The sequence below is a fragment of the Arthrobacter sp. 1088 genome (assembly GCF_031455315.1).
Lineage (GTDB): Bacteria > Actinomycetota > Actinomycetes > Actinomycetales > Micrococcaceae > Arthrobacter.
In genome coordinates this window covers 153,057-173,179 of record NZ_JAVDSM010000004.1, presented here as the reverse complement: position 1 = coordinate 173,179, position 20,123 = coordinate 153,057, and the positions used below count along the sequence as shown (strand labels likewise).

Annotated in this window: 11 protein-coding genes; all 11 read right to left on the bottom strand. The window is 63.0% G+C overall.

Annotated elements, in window-relative coordinates:
* Positions 1-29 precede the first annotated feature (29 nt).
* Positions 30-1,763 (bottom strand): serine/threonine-protein kinase, encoded by a 1,734-nt coding sequence (locus tag J2Y41_RS07565; RefSeq protein ID WP_309927686.1) that lies wholly within the window; start codon positions 1,761-1,763, stop codon positions 30-32.
* Complete coding sequence (locus J2Y41_RS07560; protein ID WP_309927683.1) at positions 1,760-3,421, bottom strand: FHA domain-containing protein; 1,662 nt, start codon at positions 3,419-3,421, stop codon at positions 1,760-1,762. Before J2Y41_RS07560 ends, J2Y41_RS07565 begins: the two co-directional genes overlap by 4 nt.
* Positions 3,408-4,310 (bottom strand): protein phosphatase 2C domain-containing protein, encoded by a 903-nt coding sequence (locus J2Y41_RS07555; protein ID WP_309927680.1) that lies wholly within the window; start codon positions 4,308-4,310, stop codon positions 3,408-3,410. The genes J2Y41_RS07560 and J2Y41_RS07555 overlap by 14 nt, the downstream gene beginning before the upstream one ends.
* Positions 4,307-5,692, bottom strand: a complete 1,386-nt coding sequence (locus J2Y41_RS07550; protein ID WP_309927677.1) for an RDD family protein — start codon at positions 5,690-5,692, stop codon at positions 4,307-4,309. The genes J2Y41_RS07555 and J2Y41_RS07550 overlap by 4 nt, the downstream gene beginning before the upstream one ends.
* Positions 5,685-8,189, bottom strand: a complete 2,505-nt coding sequence (locus tag J2Y41_RS07545) for a transglutaminase-like domain-containing protein (protein WP_309927671.1) — start codon at positions 8,187-8,189, stop codon at positions 5,685-5,687. Before J2Y41_RS07545 ends, J2Y41_RS07550 begins: the two co-directional genes overlap by 8 nt.
* Complete coding sequence (locus J2Y41_RS07540) at positions 8,186-9,403, bottom strand: DUF58 domain-containing protein (RefSeq protein ID WP_309927668.1); 1,218 nt, start codon at positions 9,401-9,403, stop codon at positions 8,186-8,188. The genes J2Y41_RS07545 and J2Y41_RS07540 overlap by 4 nt, the downstream gene beginning before the upstream one ends.
* Positions 9,404-9,509: 106 nt before the next feature.
* Complete coding sequence (locus J2Y41_RS07535; protein ID WP_224091994.1) at positions 9,510-10,481, bottom strand: MoxR family ATPase; 972 nt, start codon at positions 10,479-10,481, stop codon at positions 9,510-9,512.
* 53 nt (positions 10,482-10,534) lie between these two features.
* Positions 10,535-16,624 (bottom strand): Ig-like domain-containing protein, encoded by a 6,090-nt coding sequence (locus tag J2Y41_RS07530; RefSeq protein WP_309927662.1) that lies wholly within the window; start codon positions 16,622-16,624, stop codon positions 10,535-10,537.
* Between the two features lie 739 nt (positions 16,625-17,363).
* Positions 17,364-18,542, bottom strand: coding sequence for an adenylate/guanylate cyclase domain-containing protein (locus J2Y41_RS07525; protein WP_224091990.1), 1,179 nt, complete (start codon positions 18,540-18,542; stop codon positions 17,364-17,366).
* Positions 18,532-19,146 carry a PH domain-containing protein gene (locus J2Y41_RS07520; RefSeq protein ID WP_309927657.1) on the bottom strand — a complete coding sequence of 205 codons (615 nt, stop codon included), beginning with the start codon at positions 19,144-19,146 and terminating at the stop codon, positions 18,532-18,534. Before J2Y41_RS07520 ends, J2Y41_RS07525 begins: the two co-directional genes overlap by 11 nt.
* On the bottom strand, positions 19,139-20,077 hold the full coding sequence (locus tag J2Y41_RS07515; protein ID WP_309927653.1) for a biotin--[acetyl-CoA-carboxylase] ligase: 939 nt from the start codon (positions 20,075-20,077) through the stop codon (positions 19,139-19,141). The genes J2Y41_RS07520 and J2Y41_RS07515 overlap by 8 nt, the downstream gene beginning before the upstream one ends.
* Positions 20,078-20,123: the final 46 nt, after the last annotated feature.

The following is a 20,123-nucleotide window of genomic DNA, read 5'->3' as shown; positions in this document are numbered from 1 at the left end:
GGCTGTAAATGTGTGTCATGCGGCCGCTTCTAGTCCACGCAGGCGACAGAACCCTCGCCCCCGGACGAGGCACTGCCGTCAACACGGACAATGATCACCTGAATACAGAGCGGCGACTCCGTACCATAGGCCAGTGCACGTGGTTCCAGTTCGGAGTTGCTGTATTCACTTTCGCTGAGGACAACCGTCTTGTAGCGCCATTTGTACGTGTCGCCCTCCTTGGGCTGCGGGTTCTTCCACTCGAAATCTGCGAAGTCGGGTTTGCCCGGCCTGCGCTTGCCAACCAGACCTTCCACGTCCGGAACCCCACCATCGCCCAAGGCGTCGACCGCCGGCTTACTCGCCGTCTCCGTGGGCGCGACCTTCGGCTGCGCCTGGGCACCCAGGACCACGCCCACCACAATGGCGACCACCAAAACCGTGGCACCCGTCGCCGCCAGCCACAGATTGCGCTTGCCATGATCCGCGCCGGGAGCAGCGGCTTGGGACGCCGGCGATGCCCCTGCAGGCGCCTGGGAGCGCCGGACTGTTGCGCCCACGTCGTCCTGTGGACGTGAAGGCTGCCAGCCTCGGAGTACCGTCGACTCCGCCACGTCCGGTTGCCCAACCTGCCGGTAGTCCCAAACGGGCGCTTGGAATTGCGCTGGGGCTTGCTGGGTAGGAGCCTGGGCTTGCTGGGCAGGAGCCTGGGCTGGCCGGGCAGGAGCCTGGCCTGGCTGGGGAGGAGCCTGGGTGGCGCCGGGCACAGTGGACGGGAAGGTCCGTGCCGGGAACGTGGGTGCCGAACCAGTAGTAGCGGTTCCCGAAGCGTCCGGATCGATTGAAGCGATACTGCGGACGCGCGTTTCCTCGAAGTTGTCGTCCGGGTGTTGCTCGTCTCCGTGACCCGGTTCTTCGAGCACCTCGAAGGGAGTCACAGACAAATTCAGCTCGGTCTGGATCCGCTGCAACGCCAAGGCAAAAGCGTGGGCCGACGAGTAGCGGGATTCCGGTGACTTCGCCATGGATGTAGACAGGACGAGTTCCAGCGACTCCGGAACATCGGCGCGGCCGAGCCTGGGCAGGGGCGAGTTGGTGATGCGGGAGATCAGTTCCCGCTGAGAGTTGTCCTGGCCGGGAAGAACAAACGGTGAACGGCCCGCAAGGAGCGTGTACAGGGTGGCACCGAGGGCCCAAATGTCCACCGGAACGCCGTCAACTGCCCCGCCCCGGAATTGCTCCGGCGGTGACCACGGGATGGACATTCCGGCGTCGTCCTCGGTATCGGCCCCAATGGTCCCGGAAATGCCGAAGTCGGTGAGGGCGGGACGGTTGTAGTCGGTGACCAGGATGTTGGCGGGCTTAATATCGCGATGCACGATGCCGGCCCTGTGGGCGGTCTCGACGGCGGATGCCACCTGGATGCCGACGGCCAGGACCTCATCGACGCTGAAGCGCTGACGGCGGTAGCGGACATCGAGGCTGGGCCGTGAGCAGTATTCCATCGCCAAATAGGAATGGCCGCTCTCCGTGATTTCCGCCTCGAAAATCGTCACGATGTACGGGTGCGAGGACAACTGTGCCATCAGGTTCGCTTCGGACTCGAAACGGCGGCGTGCACCCTCGGTCTTCAAGTCGGACAGCAGCACCTTGACTGCTACTTTACGGCGCGGCCTGTCCTGCTCGTAGAGGTATACGTCGGAGAAGCCACCGGAGCCCAGCAGGCTGATGTACTTGAAACCGGGAATGGGTGGAGGCGGCGCGGGGGGCCTCTTGGAACTCAAAGAATCTCCTCGAAACGCAATGAAATGTCGTCGCCCAACTCAGCTATGTCGCCGTCCAAAAGGATGGCCATCTCGTTTTGGGCGAGTCTGCGGGGTGCTTGGCCTTCTCGAATGAGCACGGTTCCGTTCGTCGCTTTGAGGTCGCACAGCATGACGTGCCAACCCTCCAACCGAACCTCGACGTGTGAGCGGGAAATGTCCCCTCCGGGGCTCTCCACCTGCACCAGCCGCGGCATGGTGCCGCCTTGCACGCGGGACACTGACGGCTGCCTGCCAATGACGAGTGACTGGTCCAGATCGATCAGCTCACCAGTGGATAAGCGCATTCTGCCCAGGCGGGGTCGCGGGACCTGAAGCGAATCACCGGACAACGCGAAACCACACGTGGCACATTGAGCGTAGGTGGGCGGGTTGGCATGACCTTGGGAGCACACCCGCGCTAAAACGCTGGGACCGTTGCCGGCCGGGGCATCCTTCGGTGCAACCCCGGGCCCAGGACGTTGGGCGTCAGGGCTGGCGATGGTGCTCTTCATGATCGTCTGCCCGTCATGGTCAGCATCGTCCTCCGCGGGGACACCATCCATGAACGGACCATTCGTTGGCATGCTGGGTCCAGGCGCGGGCATCGACGCCAAACCCACCGGCGTCGACTCCCATTCCGTCGGAACCTGAGGTGCTGAAGCGGGAGGGGCTTGCGGCGGAGCAATCGATTCGGCCCGTCCCCCAGAGGCAGGCACCCCGCCGGGGCTGCGCAGCCAGGGAACGGACTCGATCAGTGCAGGCACTGCCGTGGGTGTTGCCGACGGCGCTGTTTCTGATACCGGATTTTGTGGCGCAGGGGCATGGGCCGCCGGAGCATCGTGATCCTCGGATTCCTCGTCCACGCGCACAGCAGCGTCTTCGATGTTGCGCATCACCGTCTTGTCCCACAGGTGGTCATAGTTGGTGGTGGTCTCCAGGGCAGGGACTATGGGATCCGTGGTGCTGGTGTGGACGGGAACGCCCGAGGATTCTTCAGCGCTCTCGGTATGTTCATGAGCTTCGGAATGTCCGGGCGTGATGGTGAGGCCCAGGTCCGCATCGTCGTAGCCAATCATGGTTTCATCGGAAACCGCAGCGGGCGCCGGAACATTCACAGTGCCGGTTTGGAGCACCACCTCGAGGGAGGCCAGGAGGACCACCCCCTCCCCCAGCGGCAGGCTGCCGTCCGGCGTCGAGGTTTCACCAGGTCTTGCCGGGATACCAAGGTTTGCCGGAACGCTGGAGGAACGGGTTCCCGCGCCTATCCGCAGGACGTAGGAATCAGCCGCGGTGAGCCGGCGTTCCGTCCAGGTAGTCACGTCCCGTCCAGAGAGCGCCTCCTCCCCGGCGGACATCTTCACAACGAGTTCAAGGTCGCCGCGAAGGAACACGCGCAGGGCGTCCTTGGAATCGATGATGCCAAAGGGCGGAATACGGCTGAGGGAAACCCCGAAAGCCTCGGTCACTTCGTGGAGGACCTCATGGGCTTCGGGCGCCGATGCGAGAAGTTCCCACACCGAATCGATCAGGGCAGACGGGGTATCGGGGCCGAGCAGCACCACAGTGCCCTGACGGACCACGCCGAACCAGTCACCACGCTGGTATCGGGCGTGGGGTGGCTTGTTACTGCTTTCCATCTACGCCCTCCTCCTGGTCCGTTCCTGTCACCCAGGCCCTGGGCAGGGTGTCCTCCTCCACCTCGGATTCGGTCTCCGGGCGCGGCGCGGTGGTGGCGATCCCGGCGTCGTTAAGGACGTTCTTGGCGTCCACCACAATGACCGTGACGTTGTCCCGCCCACCGCTGCGCAATGCAGCCTGGATCAAGGCATCCACGGCGTCCTGCGGATGGGCCACGGTGCTGAGGATGCGGAACAGATGGTCATTCCCCAGTTCGCCGTTCAGCCCATCGGAGCAGACCATGATCCGGTCCCCTTCCTGAATGGGCAGCAACCAGAAGTCCGCCTCGGTCTCGTCGCCAGTGCCCAAAGCGCGCGTGACCACATGCCTGCGCGGATGAACGGCCGCTTGCTCCGCCGTGATGTCACCGGAGTCCACCAGTTCCTGGACTTCTGAATGGTCCACGCTGACCTGGGCGAAATCACCCTGGCTAAGGCGATACGTCCGGGAATCCCCAATGTTCATGACCAGCCAATAGGGCACGCCCATTTGTTCCACCACCACGACGCCGGAGAGTGTGGTGCCCGCGCGCCCTCCCGTGGCTTCGCGGATGCTGGCATCGGCCTTTAACAGGCACTCCTGCAGGTCCGCTGCCGAAGCCGAACGGACCCCTGCCGCCAGGACAGGGGAACTGCCAAGGGTCCGCACACACACGCCACTGGCGATTTCGCCTGCCTCATGGCCCCCCATGCCATCGGCCACCGCGAAGACCGGATCCGATGCAATGAACGAGTCCTCGTTCAGTTCGCGACGCAGTCCACGGTCCGTCCCGTATCCGTAGCTGAGTTGAAAGGCGGATCCAGCGGCGTTGGCATCCGGGTCGGCGGGGCTGGCCGGCTGTGAGTTCATGCTTGTCCTAGGTGGAAGGAACGGTCCCCGAAGTGAACGGTGGAACCTGGTCTGACGAAAACTGCTTCCCCCGGATGAAGCCGGGTCTGGAGGCCGTCGGGCGTAGTGACAGCGCTTCCATTGGTTGAGTTGCGGTCCGTAACCCACACGCCATCGCCATCAACCCGGAGATGCAAGTGGGTCTTGGAGATGGACCTTCCGGGGTCCGAGACACTCAACAACTGCTCGGCAGCTTCCCCGGGCTGGGGTGCTGGGTTGCGGCCAACCAGGACGGTTCCACCCAGTTCGACGTCCTGGCCGTCGTCAACACGGATCCGGAGCACGGCTTCCGCCCGTGCAGTTCCGGGCCGCATCTGCGTCTTCTCGACGTCATCGTCAGGGTGTGCGGGGGCAACAGGAGCTGGCTGCGGATTGGATACCTGCCGCGGTGCGGACACGCGTTGGGCAGCCGACATTGACGGGACCGGTGACACCACCGGCTGCACGGGCGGTAGCTCCACGGGCGCGAAGCTGTAGGGCCCCTGGATACCTCCAGTGGCAACCGGGTTGCGGCCTGCGTGGACGTCGAACACCAAGGACTTCGCGGCTTTGTCATGCCATCCACGCAGCTTGCCGTTCCTGTCCCAAGCACTGGAAACAACCACCAGGACGGCCCAGACCACGCCCAGGACCATAAGAGGGAGGGCGATCCACAGGACCAATCCAAGCAACCCAACGCCCAACAGCACCGCGCCGAGGATTGCCGCCAGCAGGAGGAGCCCGCCCGTGAGAATGCCACGGACAAAAACGACGCCGGCGCCGGGCGCGTAGCCGTCGGCATCGGAGCTGCGGATTCCCATCAGTTGATTGCCAATGGTGTTTCCAGACCTGGCTTCGATTCCCAGCAGCACAAAGATGTACAGGACGGTGACACCGAGGCCGATGCTCCCCAAGAGGACCAGTAGAGCGGTGTCATAGACGATAAAGCCGTTCCGCCGGGTTTGGGTGATACCGGCAATGCCCAGTGCGAACGCGGTTGTCAGGACGGCAACAGGTCCCAACCAGTCCAGCACTGCCGCGCCGAGGCGTTTTCCGACGGATGCCGGTACCAGCTCGAGCTGTGCAGTCATTGTGGTCCCTCCCCCTGGCCCCGGATGTACGTTTACAGCAGCTTCACGTCCCGGCTGCATCGGTGCTGTGGACGCCGGCACTACCGAGATACTACCGGGATCGGGCAGGCCTTGCCGGGTGGCGAAGTCAAGGGCGGCAGCCTGGGCACGGTTGACGTTGCGTTCCTTCCGGGCTCCACGATTGGTCAGCGGCGATCCGCAATGAGTACAAAAGGCTGCGCCGGGACGCACCGGGTGTTTGCAGGCCGGGCACAGCTCAGTTTCACTACTCATCAACGCTGCCCTTCTTCTTGAACAGGGTGCGGTTGGTGAAGATGGCACCCTTCCTGGAGACCCTGGGTGTCTGTTCGCGCCGGCGCAGTGCGGCCCGGCCATCGGAAAGCAAAGACCTCGGCGAGAACCGGGCCTGCTGCCGCTTCCAGAAACCAACGCTTCCTGTGATGTCCTGAAGCGAGGAATCCACGATCTCCCAATACTCCTTGACTTCCTCCTCGCTGGGTTGCCCTGCCCCGAAAACTGCGGCGTCAGCCCTGTGCGCCAACATTGTGGTGGTGGTTCCGGTCACCGGGAATGCATCCGCAATGACGGCAGACGATTCCCGCCGCGTGGACTTAGGGTCAATCGAGGCGCCCATGTCAGTAGCAAGGCTCAACACCTCGTTCCACCCACCGCCGACCCGCTGGGCGGGGTGGCCATCACGAAAACGTGCCTTCCGGCGTCGTGATTTCAGCAGAAGTATCAGCAACAGCGGCACTGCGAGAATTCCCAGCGGAATCATCGCCACGCCGATCGCGGCAAGCAGCGGCCCCCAGAACAGCCAGGGGTTGTTTTTCTTCTCATCGGCATCCAAGGCATCCGGGGTGGAGTCCGGCGGGAGGTCCGCGGGCTCCTGCGGCGGGGGCGGCGGCTGCAGCACCTGCGGCTTGGGCTTGGACTTGTTCTCAGGATCCGGCGGGATGGGCACGTTGTCCTTTGGCGGAGTCGGATCGAAGGACACCCAGCCGACGCGGTCGAAGGCCACTTCCACCCACGCGTGCACGTCCTTACCCATGATCTTGACGTCCCCTGCACCGTTTTCCGGGCTCTTGGGATCCGGATAGAACCCCATGACAACGCGCGAAGGGATGCCGAGGTGACGCAGCATGAGTGACATCGCGACAGCGTACTGTTCGTCATCACCCAGCATTTGCTTGGCGGAGAGCAGGCTGCGAACGCGTGCAGCACTGTGACCGGGCAAACTGGGCAACTGGCCGTCAGCAACCAGGCCGTTGCTGAACGCCCCGCTCTTCTGGAAATGGGCCTCTATCTGCCGTACACGGTCGATGGCCGTGGGAGCGTCAGCCGAGAGCTCGTTCGCCTGTGAGGCGACGATCGGCGGTACCTCCTGGGCTTCGGGCAACGTGAGCTTGGCGAAGTCGTACTGCGTCAGCTGGCCATGTTCAAGGGTTCCCGGATCAGAAACCTGGACTGTGTAATTGTCGCCTTTTGCCAGGCCCTTGGTGGTCACTGCCGTATCGGTGCCGGCGTTGAAGTACAGTCCCGACGCCGCACCGGAGCTCTGCAGGAAGCTCATGCCCGTGGTGTGGCGGCCTCCCGGGACAAAATATCCCTGGTAATCCTCGATGTTGATTTCCAGCGTGTAATTGGTGCCGGCTACCGGGCTTCCCGTATCGGCCAGCGTGTTAAGCGAACGGGCATCACCCACCTTGCTGAAGTTGCCGGAACTGTTGGGATCCATCGTGTAGTTCAGGCCGTTAAAGGCATCCAGCGCCGCGAGTCGTACGCGTGCATCCTTGGGTAGGCCCTTCACTGTGAACAGCGTGTGGTCTTTCTCGTCCTTCACGAAATTCCGGAAGCTCGCAAGGGGCGTGATGTAGTCGCGGGGATCGAACGGCGGAACGATCGTGTTGCGCAGTACCTTCCGGTCGTCGCTGGCTGTCACCAAGGGCGAAGCGACTGCGGTGATCCCGACTGCCGCGACCACCACGGCAGCAGCAGTCCCCAGGCGCCGGAACTTCCCGCGGCGCGCCGCACCGGCGTCGAACTCCGCCCTGTTGGCCGAAACGGTCTTGGTGCTGCTCTGCCGGAGTGCGTCGCGGCGGAACGCCGCCCAGACGATCGAGACAATGGTCAAGGAAACGCCGCGCTCCACATTAAGGAAACCCGCGCTGGTGCTGAAGGCGACACCGGTGACGAAAAGGACCAGTACCGGCAACAGCGGCCAATATGGACTCTTCAGGCGCCACGTCAACAAACCCGCAGCCAGCGCAGTGATCATTGAACTGAGGAAGGGCACAATGAGCATGCCGTTGGCCGTGCCCACGGGCACGCCGACCGTCAGCATGTCCTTCCATGCAAAGACGATCCCCAGCAGCAAAGTCCGCAGCGATTCCAGGCTCGGCAGGAACCCGAGGACGGCTGGGTCGGGCACTGCCAATGCAGAACCGAACAGCATGTACGCACCGAATCCCAGGGCGGTGGTGATCAGCAGTCCCAAGCGAAGGTGCGCGTTCAGGATCGCTATGCCGAGTCCCAGGAAAATGCCGCCCAGCCCGGCGATGATGTAATGCGGATCGCCACCGAAGCTCAGGCTGAAGCCAAGCACACCCAGGAACAGCAGGACCACCAGGGCGCCGCAGTCCACGACAAAATGCCAAAGGGGCCGGGCGTCGGCAAATATCGAGCCTGCGCTGGCACGCCTGGCGCCGCGGTTGGTGTCCCTGCGGTTGGTTTCCCTGCGGCGTGCGCGAAGATTTGGTGCGGTGCTCATGCTGCCGCCTTTCTCAGCACGATTGCCAGGTCATCGAGGTCGCCAACGGTGAGGACCGTCAGGTCTGCAATATTGGCCCTCGACGGCGCCGCTCCGGGTTGGACGCGGACGGCCAGGCTGCGAACGCCCGGCGGAACGGACGCGGCCGCGGTGCGGAGCTGGGTAGCCGTGACGTGGCTCCCTACCACGAGGAACACCACCGATGCGTTGGGAACCGTGTCCGAGAGGTTCCGTGCGAGGTCGACGGCGGTCTTCCGCAGGGGTGTCCCCACAATCCTGGTCATGTCGTCCAGCAGGTTGCGGCCCGTTTCACAGCGGAGCGGTCCCTTTTGGGTCAGGACGTCCAGCTCACGCTGCTCTTTGATAGCCTGGCGGCCGATTGACGCGGCGACGGAAATCGCCATCTCGAACTCGCCATCCGATCCGTATTCATCCGTATTGATGGACAGGGAAATAGCCAGGTGCGCACGGCGGGTTTCCTCGAACTGCCGGACCATGAGTTTGTTGGTGCGGGCCGTCGTCTTCCAGTGAATGTGACGGCGGTCGTCCCCGGGAACGTAGTCGCGCAGTGCGTGGAAGGACACATCGGCACTGGATAGTTCCGTGGTGGGCATGCCTTCAAGGTCGCGGATGAAGCCGGCAGCCGAGCCTCCCAACGGTACGGTGCGCGGGTGGACGAAAAGGTCCACCGGCTCAGTCCAGAGCACGCGCCGCCGCAGCAGATGGAGCGGATCTGCACGCACGGAGCGTACGGGACCGACAACAATCACAGCACGCCGCGCCGTCGGAATAGTGAAAAGGTCCTCATGTACCTGGGCCGGCTTCATGCGGGGCAAATGGAAGACAGCCGTCGCGGCGCCCACCGGCAATTCCAATGCGGCAGGCAACAGCGGCCTGGCCGAAACGTTGGACACGGCGATGCTGCCCACTGCGTCGTCCCCCACCGCCACACGGGTCCGGGCCAGATCCAGGACCACGCCGTAAGCCGAACGGCCCACGATGAAGCCCACGGCCAACACAAACAGCAGGAAAGCAACCATCGCGGCAGACTTCGCCTCCTGCCAACCCCAGGACTGCCCGGCGATCCATAGTCCAATAGCCGCAGCAAGGACTACCCAGCCGAGCACACTCACCACGGAAAGGACAGGCCAGGCGAAGCGAAGCCACAGGTCCCGCACCTTGGCCCATGCCGTTGCGACAAACTCGCCTGCCATTCCCACAGCTTCAGCCCATACGGCCGAGGGATGGAGTTTGCCAGTCTTCTGGATGCCTGGTTTGCGCTGCCAGGCACCGGCTACTTTGCTAAGCGTCCGCACAGCCCTATGCGCTCGCGCGTTGCTGCGGGGCCGCGACCTCGGCCAGGACACGCGCGAGGACCACCTCCGGCGTCGCACCGGAGAATTCAGCCTCGGGATCCATCACCAAACGGTGAGTCCAGACCACGGGAGCAAGTTCCTTGATGTCGTCTGGAAGAACAAAGTTGCGTCCCTGCCCGGCGGCCCAAACCTTCGCCGCGCGAACCATGGCCAAAGCACCACGGACGGAGACGCCAAGGCGGGTCTCGGAAGCGTTGCGTGTCTCTTCGCAGAGCCGAGAAATGTATTCCAGCACTGCAGTGTCCACATGGGTGGTGGCGGCGAGGTCCGCCATGTCAGCCACGGCCTGGGTGGTGATGATGGGAGTGAGGTCCTTGGAACGGTCCTTCAAGTTGGCCCCTCCCAGGAGCCTCACGGTGGAAGCGTGGTCCGGGTAGCCTATGGACGTCTTGATCAGGAACCGGTCCAGCTGCGCTTCGGGCAGGCGGTACGTACCGGCCTGTTCAATCGGGTTCTGCGTAGCCAGGACCATGAACGGACGGCCTGCCTCGTACGTGGTGCCATCCACGGTGACGCGGGATTCTTCCATGACCTCCAGCAACGCCGACTGGGTCTTCGGCGAGGCACGGTTGATTTCATCGGCCAGGACAATGTTGTTGAAGACCGGGCCCTTGTGGAACTCGAATTTCTGGGTCTTCTGGTCATAGATGGTCACACCCGTGACGTCCGAAGGCAGGAGGTCGGGAGTGAACTGGATGCGGTTGTGGGAACCCTGGACTGTCGCGGCCAAGGCACGGGCAAGCGAGGTCTTGCCAGTGCCAGGGGCATCTTCGAACAGGACGTGGCCTTCAGCCAGCATCGCCGTAAAGGTGAGGCGGATCACATGATCCTTGCCCAGAACGGCCTGGCCCACGTTGGCAACGAGCTTCTCGAACGTTTCTGCAAACCACGCGGCCTGCTCGTTTGTCATGGTCATGGGGTTCATTCCTTATCTGGGTATGACGGGTTGGGATGACGTGTGGTGGCAATTCAGCAACCGCCGGGCCGGGGTCCGTAGAGATCCACCGTGGTGGACTTGACGAACCAGCCGTCCTTGGCAGTGCCTTGGAGCCGGTACCAGGGGGTGCCGTTGCCGTAAATGTCTTTGGTGCAATTGATGGTGATCTTGCCCCAGGAGCGCTCCACCCAGCCGACGCCGCAACTGGCAGGGCTGCCCGGAGTGTACGAGTCAGGCAGACTGGGCTTACCCGGGCACGTGCGGACACTGCTGGCGTCCACCTGGATCTGTGAAGCCGGCGGTGGTGGGGTGGGGTCGTCGCCGCTGGTGGAGTTGGCACTGCCGGCCGGACCGGCCACGACAGTCACTGCCCTGACCTTCAGGTTGCGTGTGTTGTTCCATCCACCACCGGAGGCATCAAAGCTCGTGGCCTTACCCACGCCGCTCCAGCCGCCACCGTCCAGGCTCACCTCGTAGTGATCCAAAGGCCGGCCGTTCATGGATGGGTTGTTCCACGTCCAGTGCACCTGGCCATCGCCCTTGGCCGACTTTCCACCGTTGACATTCGGCGCGTTCGGAGGCCCATAGGGGTTCCCGGTCCCGATTGCCTTGGCATCACCGGACATGCCGTTCTTCACTGAAGTGGCAATGATGTTGACCACCACGTTGTCGCCGTTTGGTTGGCCGCCGATGTCTCCGCCGCCGCGGCCAATCGGGCCCGAACCGTAGGCGGTCTGCCAGCGGTAGGTGATTTCGTTGTCCTGCGAACCGTTGCGTTCCGCGGCGGTCAGCGGGGTAAACGTCACCCGTAGCTGTCCGCTGGTGCCGGTTGCAGTGACCGAACCGCTTCCTACCGTGCCTGGCTTGCCCGCCGCGCGGATAGCAGCCGACTGCTGGCTGACTCCGCTGACGCCGGCCTTGTTGGTAGCCGAAACCGTGAAGGTGTAGTCAGCTTCCGCGTTTGCCACGGTGACATTCTGCGATGTGGCGGCTACGGATTGGGAACCCACGACGGCGCCACCCCGGTAGGTGGTCAGCGTGTAGGCAGAGACGGGGTCGCCATTGTTGTTGGGAGCTGCCCAGCTGACCTTCAACTGGCTCTGGCTGCCAACTGATCCGGCGCCGGACACAGAGGGAGCAGCCGGTGTTGCCGGTACCCCTGCCGGAGTTTCCGCGGCGGAGTAGGGACTCCACTCCGAGGGTTCTTTGGCGTCGTTCCTGGCCAGGACACGGACCTTGTAAGCAACGCCGTTCGTCAGGCCTTTCCAGACGTAGCTTGCGCCGGTGAGGTTCTGGATCTGGGGATTCTGGCCCGCAGGAGCCGGGGAGATCTCAAGATCGTATGACTTGATGGGCGAGCCCTTGCTGGCAGGCGGGACCCAGGCTACGGACAACTGCTTGTCCCCGAACTTGAGCGTGGGCGCCACGGGGGTGTCCGGTTTGACGTCGGGTCGAACCTCCGCGGACACTGGCGAGCGATCGGACTCATTGATGGCGTTGGTGGCCGTCACTGCGAAGTGGTACTTCACGTTGTTGGTCAGGCCCGTCAGGGTGCAGGTGTTGGCAGGGCAGTCCTGTTTGAAGCCACCTTCGCCGTACACCGTGTACTTTGTGATGGGCGAACCACGGTCGGCAGGGGCATTCCAGGTCAGCAAGGCTGTCTGGTCGCCGACACTCTGCGCAAGCGGAGTCGTGGGAGCAGCCGGCTTATCCTTCACCGTGAGCCGGATGCGTGCCGTGGAGTACCGCGAGAGCTCCCCGGTCTTGTCCTGCACCGTGTATGCCACAACCAGTGTTCCGGTGAAGCCCGTTGCGGGCGTCACCGTCACGTTGCCACCACTGGAATCCGCCGTCCCCTGGCCGGTTTCCGTCACGGCGGAGACGATCTTCAGCGGCGTATCCGGGAATGGGTTGGAATCGTTCGCCAGCGCATTGACTGTGACCGGCTTGCCCGATTGGGCATCAGGTTCCACGTCATCATTGGCAACGGGTTTAGGGCGGTTGGATGCAGACAGGGAGAGCTTGTACGTAGCAAGGGCTTCCAGTCCGCGGCGGTCCTTGGCTTTCACCTGGACTGTGCCGCCCTGGCCGATCTGCACTGAATCTTCGGCGGACACCTTGAGTGTCTTGCCATCTACGTTCACCCGGAAACCGCCGGGTGCCGCGCCCACCAGTTCGTAGCTCATGTTCTGGACGTCGTCGGCATCAGGATCCGAGGTCAGCTTCGCCAGGTCCAGGCTCGCCGAGTCCCCCTTGGGAACCTCAACCTGGCTGCCAAGCAGGGTGGGCGGATTGTTCTTGTTGGGGTCCGGGAGCACCTTGGTACGGATGCTGAGCGTGGACTTCAAGCCGTTGGGATCGTCAGGGCCGGTTCCATCCGTGACTTCAAAGCTGATGGATCCAGGGCCCACGTATTCTGCGCCTGCCGTGTACTTGATCGCAGTACCACCGTTGGCAATGGGGTCGCTGCCATCGGCGCCGATCAGCTTGATGCGGTCTGCCTGGGTGAGCCGGGGGGAACGTCCATCACGGACCTTGACCCAGTCGGCCAAATTTACGGTGACGGACTGGCCCGATACCAGCTCCACCACCTCATCCTTGGCCAAGGTGGGAACCTGCTGGCCGATGCCCGGCACCCAGATGATGGCCGTGGACTTCTGTCCGTCCACGTCCTCCACCGTGTAGGGAACCAGTTGCGGCTGCTCCGTGAGGTCAACGATGACGTTGCCCTCAGACCCGGGCCGGGCCGTCTCCAATCCGGTACTGATTTTGAGATTCTCCCCCACACCATCAGGGTCTTCGTCATTCTTCAGGACGGGCACGTCCACGGCCGTCTTCCCGAGAGTCTGGGCCGATGTCACGCGGTCGTCGCGGGCAATCGGGGCCTGCAGGGGGATATCGTTCTTGACGATGACCCTGATGCTGGCCTGGCCCACGGCGTCGCGGTCGTCGGCCACAGAGTAGCGGACGTTCACCGTGCCTTCGGCAGCAGGCGCCGTAATAAGGATGCGCCCACTGGTCTTGCTCACATGGGCATCCAAGCCGGCGTCAGCTTCAATACCATCGGCCACGATCCGGATCAGGTCACCATCCGGATCAGTGTCGTTGGCAGTAGCATCCACGGCAATCTGCCGGCCCGGACGGACCTTGACTTCGTCATCCACCGGAGCCGGCTTCTGGTTGTCTTCACCGCGCGGCGCAACCCCGACAGTGACAGTTCCCGTGTTGACGGCTCCCTGGCGGTCAATCACCTTGTATCGGAACGTATCGGTACCTGCGCCGTCGCCTGCGCCGACGAAATCGATGAAGTTGCTTCCCGCCGTCGCGGTTCCCATGCTGGGTGTGCTGTCGATGCCGGTGAGCTGGACCGAGTCGCCGTCGGGGTCTATGCCATCCAACGGAACCGGAATGCGGACGCTGCCGCCCGCCACTACGCGCGCCGTTAGGTTCTTGGGCTGTGGCCGCGAATTCTGGGCGCCTTCCAACGGGAGGATATGGATGGTCACTGCAGCGGCGCTTTTCTGCCCCTGCGGATCCACGGCGTTGTAGATGGCGCGCACCGTCTTGGGGACAGGACCAGCGATGAAGCGGAGCGTGTCTTCGGAAACGAACGCCTTGCCGTCTTCTTCGGCAACGGGCTGGGCCAACACAGGATCAACAGAGAGCTTTTCGCCCTGCGGATGTGTGTCGTTGTCCAGGACAGGAATGGTGACGACGTCGTTGACGCGTACGTTCACCTCGTCAGGTTTCGGCTGGGGAGCCTCGACGACGGCGGGGGCCGGCACTGGGACCACACCCACCGTTCCGGTGGCCGAGGCGCGGCCGTTGGACATGGTGTAGCTGAACACAAAAGGTTCCTTGGCCCCGAGGACGTCGGTGATGCGAAGGACGCTATGGTCGATCACACTGACCGATGCCGAGGAGCCGTCGGGAACCGTAACCGACTGGAGGACGAGGACCCCGCCGGAAGGATCGGAGTCGTTGGCCAGCGGATCAACCAACACGCTTCCACCCACAGGCAGCAGGGCGACGTCGTGGACGGCAACCGGGGCCCCGGCGTCCTTCCCGGACTCCACATCCACGCGGATCAAGCCCTGGCTGCTTTGTGGTCCGTTGCTGGCGATGTAACTCAAATACACGGGACCGGGGGTGTTGCTGCGGAACGTGAAGGTCCCGCCGTCGGTGACCGGGCCCAGCTCTGCCGGGCCGGCAGCCTCAACATGGGCCACGCGCAAGGCGCCACCGTTGGGGTCAACGTCGTTCTTCAACGGGGAAATGACCAGGTCCTGGCCCACCACCGCTGTGACGTGGTCCGCGTTTACCACCGGCGCCAAGGCTCCCGGCGGCTGCACGTTCACAACCACCCGGCCTGTGATGGTGGCGCGGCCATCCCAGACGGTGATGGTGACGTTCTTTTTTCCGGGCGCAGCGCCGGAATCCTGGTACGTGAGCAACCCATCCCGGCGGACCTTGACCTGGTCCTGGTCATTGTCAGCCTTGGCGTCCAGCAGGACGAGGTCATCGCCGTCGGGGTCCATCCAGTCCGTAAGGATGTTTTGGCTAACGGATTTGCCCTGCTCCACGAGCATCGTGGTGGGCTCGGCACGCTTGAACAGTGGAGGCTTGTTCTCTTCCGGGGCAACCACATGCAGCGTGACTTTGCCCCCGGCAGACAAACCCCGGCCATCCGAGGCGTTGTAGTCGAATACCTCCGTGCCAGGCTTCGCGGTGGGAGGGACCTTGATCTGGAACGCTGAGCCGCCGTAAATGCTCTCCAGCGCACCCGACTTGGGGCCGTTGGCGCCAACCGAGGCGGTGAGGACATCGCCGTCGGGATCCGAATCGTTGTCCAGGACGCCCAGGACGGAAGTACGGCCGGGACGTACGCCGAACTCATCCGGTTTGGTCTCGGGCGGACGGTTCGGCTTGGTACGGTCCGGGAGGACGTTGATGGTGTTGTTGTCCGCGGATTCCTGGTCCTGGTCATCGGATTGGTTCTTTGGCGGGACAACATCGTCCCAGTTGTTCACGAGCTGCATGTTCTGGTTGACCAGCCACACACTGCCGGAGTTGATGTCGTTGAGGACCACGAGGTCCCGGTTCACGCGGAAGACATAGCTGGGCGAGGCGCTGGCCTTGGGTACGTCGTTTTTCTTATCGTCTGCATCGTTATCGCAATCGCGGACATATTTGTTGGCCCCTGCCCACGCTGCGTGGACACATTTGCTGACCTGCACTGGCGCGGCGGGAACTCCCTCACCGTCCACGTTGACGGTGGCTGCCGTGGACCCGTCCAAAGGCTGCTTCAGGACGGCTTTGCGCGTAGCGATGGCCACATAGCCGCTGTCTTCGCTGCTCTGCTGGAGCTTGGCTTCCCGGGCGTCCTGCAGCTGGAGCTTGCGGCCACCGGGAAGGAAGAGGTTTCCGGACGCGGCATCGAGCACCACTGGTTTGTCGCCCACAACAGCAATCTGCAGGTCACCGGCGCCCTTGAGCTCGTCCACCTTGGTTACGTCCGAGGCAGTCCGTTCGCCGTTGGCGTCCACGGTGGTGATGGTGATTTCGCCCTTGCCCGGGTCCGCCGTGTAAATGCGGTTGTCCTGTCCGACGGCCGACACCATGTTCTGCGAGCCAGTGAGGACGGGTTCGGTGGATTCTTCGTCGAAGCCGTTCACGGTGGATGGCGAAAGCGCCCACACTTTTCCACGGGCGGGGTCCGTGACTGAGAGGACGCTGGAACCGTAGCTGACTTGCGAGGACGAGGGCAGTTGTTTGTCGCCGCCCAGCTTCAGGTTCGCCGCAGAGACCTGGTTGATGGTGGAGCCGGACTCATCGTCCACAAAAACATTGCCGTCATGCTGCAGGACATCGAAGGTGGTGGTGGCCGGTGTCACGGCTCCATCAAGAACCCGGGAGGGATAATTCAACCGTCCCACGGCGTTCTTGGTCTTGCTCACAACCCACACGCCGCCATCGTTCAAATCGACCTCAGCCGTCTTGAACCCCGGATAGAGGACTGCGCCCGCTACCAGCAAGGCACCGGCCGCAGTCACGGCAGTTGCAGATACGAGTTTCCTGTTTCGACGCTTTTTCAGCCCCAGCTTGCCGAAGAAAGATGTCACAGCCCCAAAATTCCCTTGTTGTACAGCCGCCCCCAGGCGGCGTCCAGACCAACCGGCATGTGCCGGCAGCCTTGCATTCCGCAGTACCCCCATACGGCGGCGGAATTTTCAGTCCCTAAGACTATCCCACGCACCGGACGAGGAGCCAAGGGAACCCGAGATTGGACTCTCCATTGGCTTTGACAGCCTATGGCCTTCCCCGGGACGCGGCGATGGGGAGAACTCCCCTCGACCGCTCTTCAGAATTCTAGGTTACTCCATCGATTTGTGAAATCCACCCGATGCTCGCTCACATCCCACCCGCTTCTGCCCGATGCTCGCTCACATCCCACCCGCTTCTGCCCGATGCTCGCTCACATCCCACCCGCTTCTGCCCGATGCTCGCTCACATCGTGTCCTCTTCTGCCCGATGCTCGCTCACATCCCACCCGCTTCCGCCCGATGCTCGCTCACATCGTGTCCTCTTCGGGGGAAGGCGGCGCAGCAGTAGCTCGACGCCGGGCACCCACGGTAAGTGCCGACGTCGGGCCTCATCGTGCAGCGACAATCCCACGCTCAGCGCACGACGTGAGAGAACGATCACCAAAAACCCGCACAACGTGAGAGAACGATCACCAAAAACCCACACGACGTGAGGGAACGATCACCAAAAACCCGCACAACGTGAGAGAACGATCACCAAAAACCCACACGACGTGAGAGAACGATCACCAAAAACCCACAGGATGTGGGAGAGGGTTTAGTCCAACACCAAGCCCTTGCCGCGGCCGCGCGCGAGCATCACGGGGTGGATCTCGCCGAAACCACGGACATTCTCGGACTTTTGCGGGACCAGCACGAAGCGTTCGTCCTGCCCGAGCGCGGCAGCGGTCATCGCATCAACCAGGACCGTCCCCGGCTGGGCAAGGGTGGTCAGCCGCGCAGCAAGGTTCACGGTTGGGCCATAGATGTCGCCGAGTCGGGACAGAATGCGACCCCACACCATGGACACGCGCGCCTGGGGCAGGATCTCGTCTTCCGTGAAGGCCTGCGCCAAGGCGAGGGAGATTTCCGCGCCAGCCGCCGGGGTCTCGGCAATGTAGAGAACTTCGTCGCCCACGGTCTTCACCAGGCGCCCACCGCCCACGGAAATGATCTCGGCGCATTTATTCTCGAAGCGCTGGACCATTTGGGCGAGGGTTTTCTCGTTCATGCGCCGCGAGAGACTTGTGTAGGAGACGAGATCGGCGAACCCTACGGCACGGGCCAAAGGCAAGGGGGAATCGTCTTCGTCCCCTTCGCGTCCTTCTTCGCTCGCCTGCAAGCCCGCCTCGGCACGGACGGCAAGCCGCTGAACGCCGGCATTGAGTTGGCGGCGGTACGAGTACACCAGGATCTCTTCCAGGGAATCCACCAGCGCCGGCAGCTGACCCACCAGCTGTTTGCGGGCCACGGCATCCGGAATTCCCTGCTCCTGGACCATGTCTTCAACCAGTGCTTCGATCTGCCACACCACCATGCGGTCCGTCATCTGGCCGATCGATCGGGTGACGGATATCGCCGCTTCCTCAGTGAGGATCCCGGCACGGACAAGGTCAAGGATGGTGGACAATGCTGCTTGGTCACGCTCAGTAAACGCGACGTCGTCATCGCCGAAATTGGGGAAGCCCAAAGCCCTCCACAACTTCCGTGCGGAAAGAATGGAGACACCGGCACCTGCGGCAACTTCACGACGGCGGAGCTTGCGTTCGCCCCCAAGCAGCCTCGCCTCAAGCGCTTTGATGGCCAGGCGCTCTGCGGACATCACGCCGGTCGGCGGGCCGGTGGTCACCGGCGCCTGGGCGGGCGCGGGTTCCGTGTCCTCGTCCACTGAAGGTTCGGGTACGGCGTCGAACTCCTCGTCCAGGTCCTCGCCGGACTGCTGATCCTCAACGCTCATCTCTTCCACCTTCTCTCAATTCCCACGGCAACCCATCAACGTCCTGCAGGACTTCACCCTCAAAAATCCCACCGTTGGCCTCTAAAGTTCCAGCACTGGGCAGTTCATCCATGGCGTCAAGAATGTAGCCCCTGAATTTTCCGACCTCCGGTACGTCCGTCAAGACCGCTTCGCCAGAGGGCCCGGTATCCAAGGATATATTCCCTGAGTGCAATGTCCGCTGCAGCAGGTTCTGGTGGACCCCCACGCTGCGGACCGCCATCAACGACACCTGCCAGTCGCCGCGACGAAACATTCCGTACTTGGCAATTATCCGGCGGCTTGTCAGGATGAACCTGACTGAACGCCATTTCAACACCCGCCTGAGGCTGTAGGCCACCAGCACGAACCCTGCCACGGCCACACAGGAACCGACAAGCCAAGGCGTCCATTCCACTGTAATGAATGGCGCCAGGCGTTGCGGATTTCCTTTGATGATCCACGCACACGCGTAGGCAGCCAGGGCAGGAACCACTATGAAGGCCAGCGTTGGCAAGAACAGCGAGCGGGCCTGTTGCCGCGTGATGGTGATGACCTGCTCCCCCGGAAGCAACTCTTTACGCATAACCGCTTTCCGTAGCCCGCAAATGGACCACGTCACCAGCCGTCACAACATGTTCCCGGCCGCCGTGGTCCACCACAAGGAGTGAGCCGTGCTCGTCCAACCGGGAGGCATGGCCCACCACTTCATGATCACCGGGCAGGTGCGCGCGTACCTCGCGTCCCAACGTGACCATTGCCGACTCAACGCGCTTATGCAGCGAGGGCCCGCCTGCCAACCCTGCCGCGGGGTCGCCCTCCGAATTGCAGAAGCTGCGGTAAAGCCGGCTGAAGCGTGAAAGGTAGCTCTTCAGCAGCGCGGTGCGGTCCGTCGTCGTGGCCCCCTCCAACGCCAAGGATGTAGCGGTTGGTACCGGCAATTCATCCTGTGACAGCGAGACGTTGAGCCCAACGCCCAGGATCACTGCGGGGACCGACCCGTCACCCAATGGCGTCATTTGGGCCAGGATTCCGGCGATCTTCCGTCCATTAACCAGGACGTCGTTAGGCCACTTGATTTCTGCCGTAACGCCAGCCGTTTCCTGCAAGGCTTCGCGCAGGGCAACGGCGGCGAGCAGTGAGAGCCACGAGTAACTCTGCGTCGGCACGGGCATGCCTTCGGCTGTGACGGGACGCAGCACCATTGACACTGAAACGGCAGAGCGCTCCGGAGATTCCCAGTGCCTATCCAGCCGTCCGCGTGCCGCCGTCTGGTGTTCGGCCGTCAAGACGGCGAGATCAGCCCATTTCTTAGGCTCCACGGTTACGGCGCGAACGAGATCCTGATTGGTGGATCCCGTGGACTCGACAATATTCAATTGCGAAATGCCGGTTGCCGACAGGAAATCAGGCTCAAGCAATGCCTCACGGTCCAGCGCCTCACGGTCCAACGAGGGCCGGTCTTCCCCGGGCCTGGGGACGAGGGGTTCGCTGCTGGCAGGCTGTTCGGCATCCATAGCTGAATCCTATCCAGTTGCGGCCCACAGAACCTGCCCGAAACAT

Coding starts and splice junctions, on each gene's coding strand:
- J2Y41_RS07560 (WP_309927683.1), bottom strand. CDS start 3,421: ATGGAAAGCAGTAACAAGCCACCCCACGCCCGATACCAGCGTGGTGAC.
- J2Y41_RS07555 (WP_309927680.1), bottom strand. CDS start 4,310: ATGAACTCACAGCCGGCCAGCCCCGCCGACCCGGATGCCAACGCCGCT.
- J2Y41_RS07550 (WP_309927677.1), bottom strand. CDS start 5,692: ATGAGTAGTGAAACTGAGCTGTGCCCGGCCTGCAAACACCCGGTGCGT.
- J2Y41_RS07545 (WP_309927671.1), bottom strand. CDS start 8,189: ATGAGCACCGCACCAAATCTTCGCGCACGCCGCAGGGAAACCAACCGC.
- J2Y41_RS07540 (WP_309927668.1), bottom strand. CDS start 9,403: ATGGCAGGCGAGTTTGTCGCAACGGCATGGGCCAAGGTGCGGGACCTG.
- J2Y41_RS07535 (WP_224091994.1), bottom strand. CDS start 10,481: ATGACCATGACAAACGAGCAGGCCGCGTGGTTTGCAGAAACGTTCGAG.
- J2Y41_RS07525 (WP_224091990.1), bottom strand. CDS start 18,542: ATGAGCGTTGAGGATCAGCAGTCCGGCGAGGACCTGGACGAGGAGTTC.
- J2Y41_RS07520 (WP_309927657.1), bottom strand. CDS start 19,146: ATGCGTAAAGAGTTGCTTCCGGGGGAGCAGGTCATCACCATCACGCGG.
- J2Y41_RS07515 (WP_309927653.1), bottom strand. CDS start 20,077: ATGGATGCCGAACAGCCTGCCAGCAGCGAACCCCTCGTCCCCAGGCCC.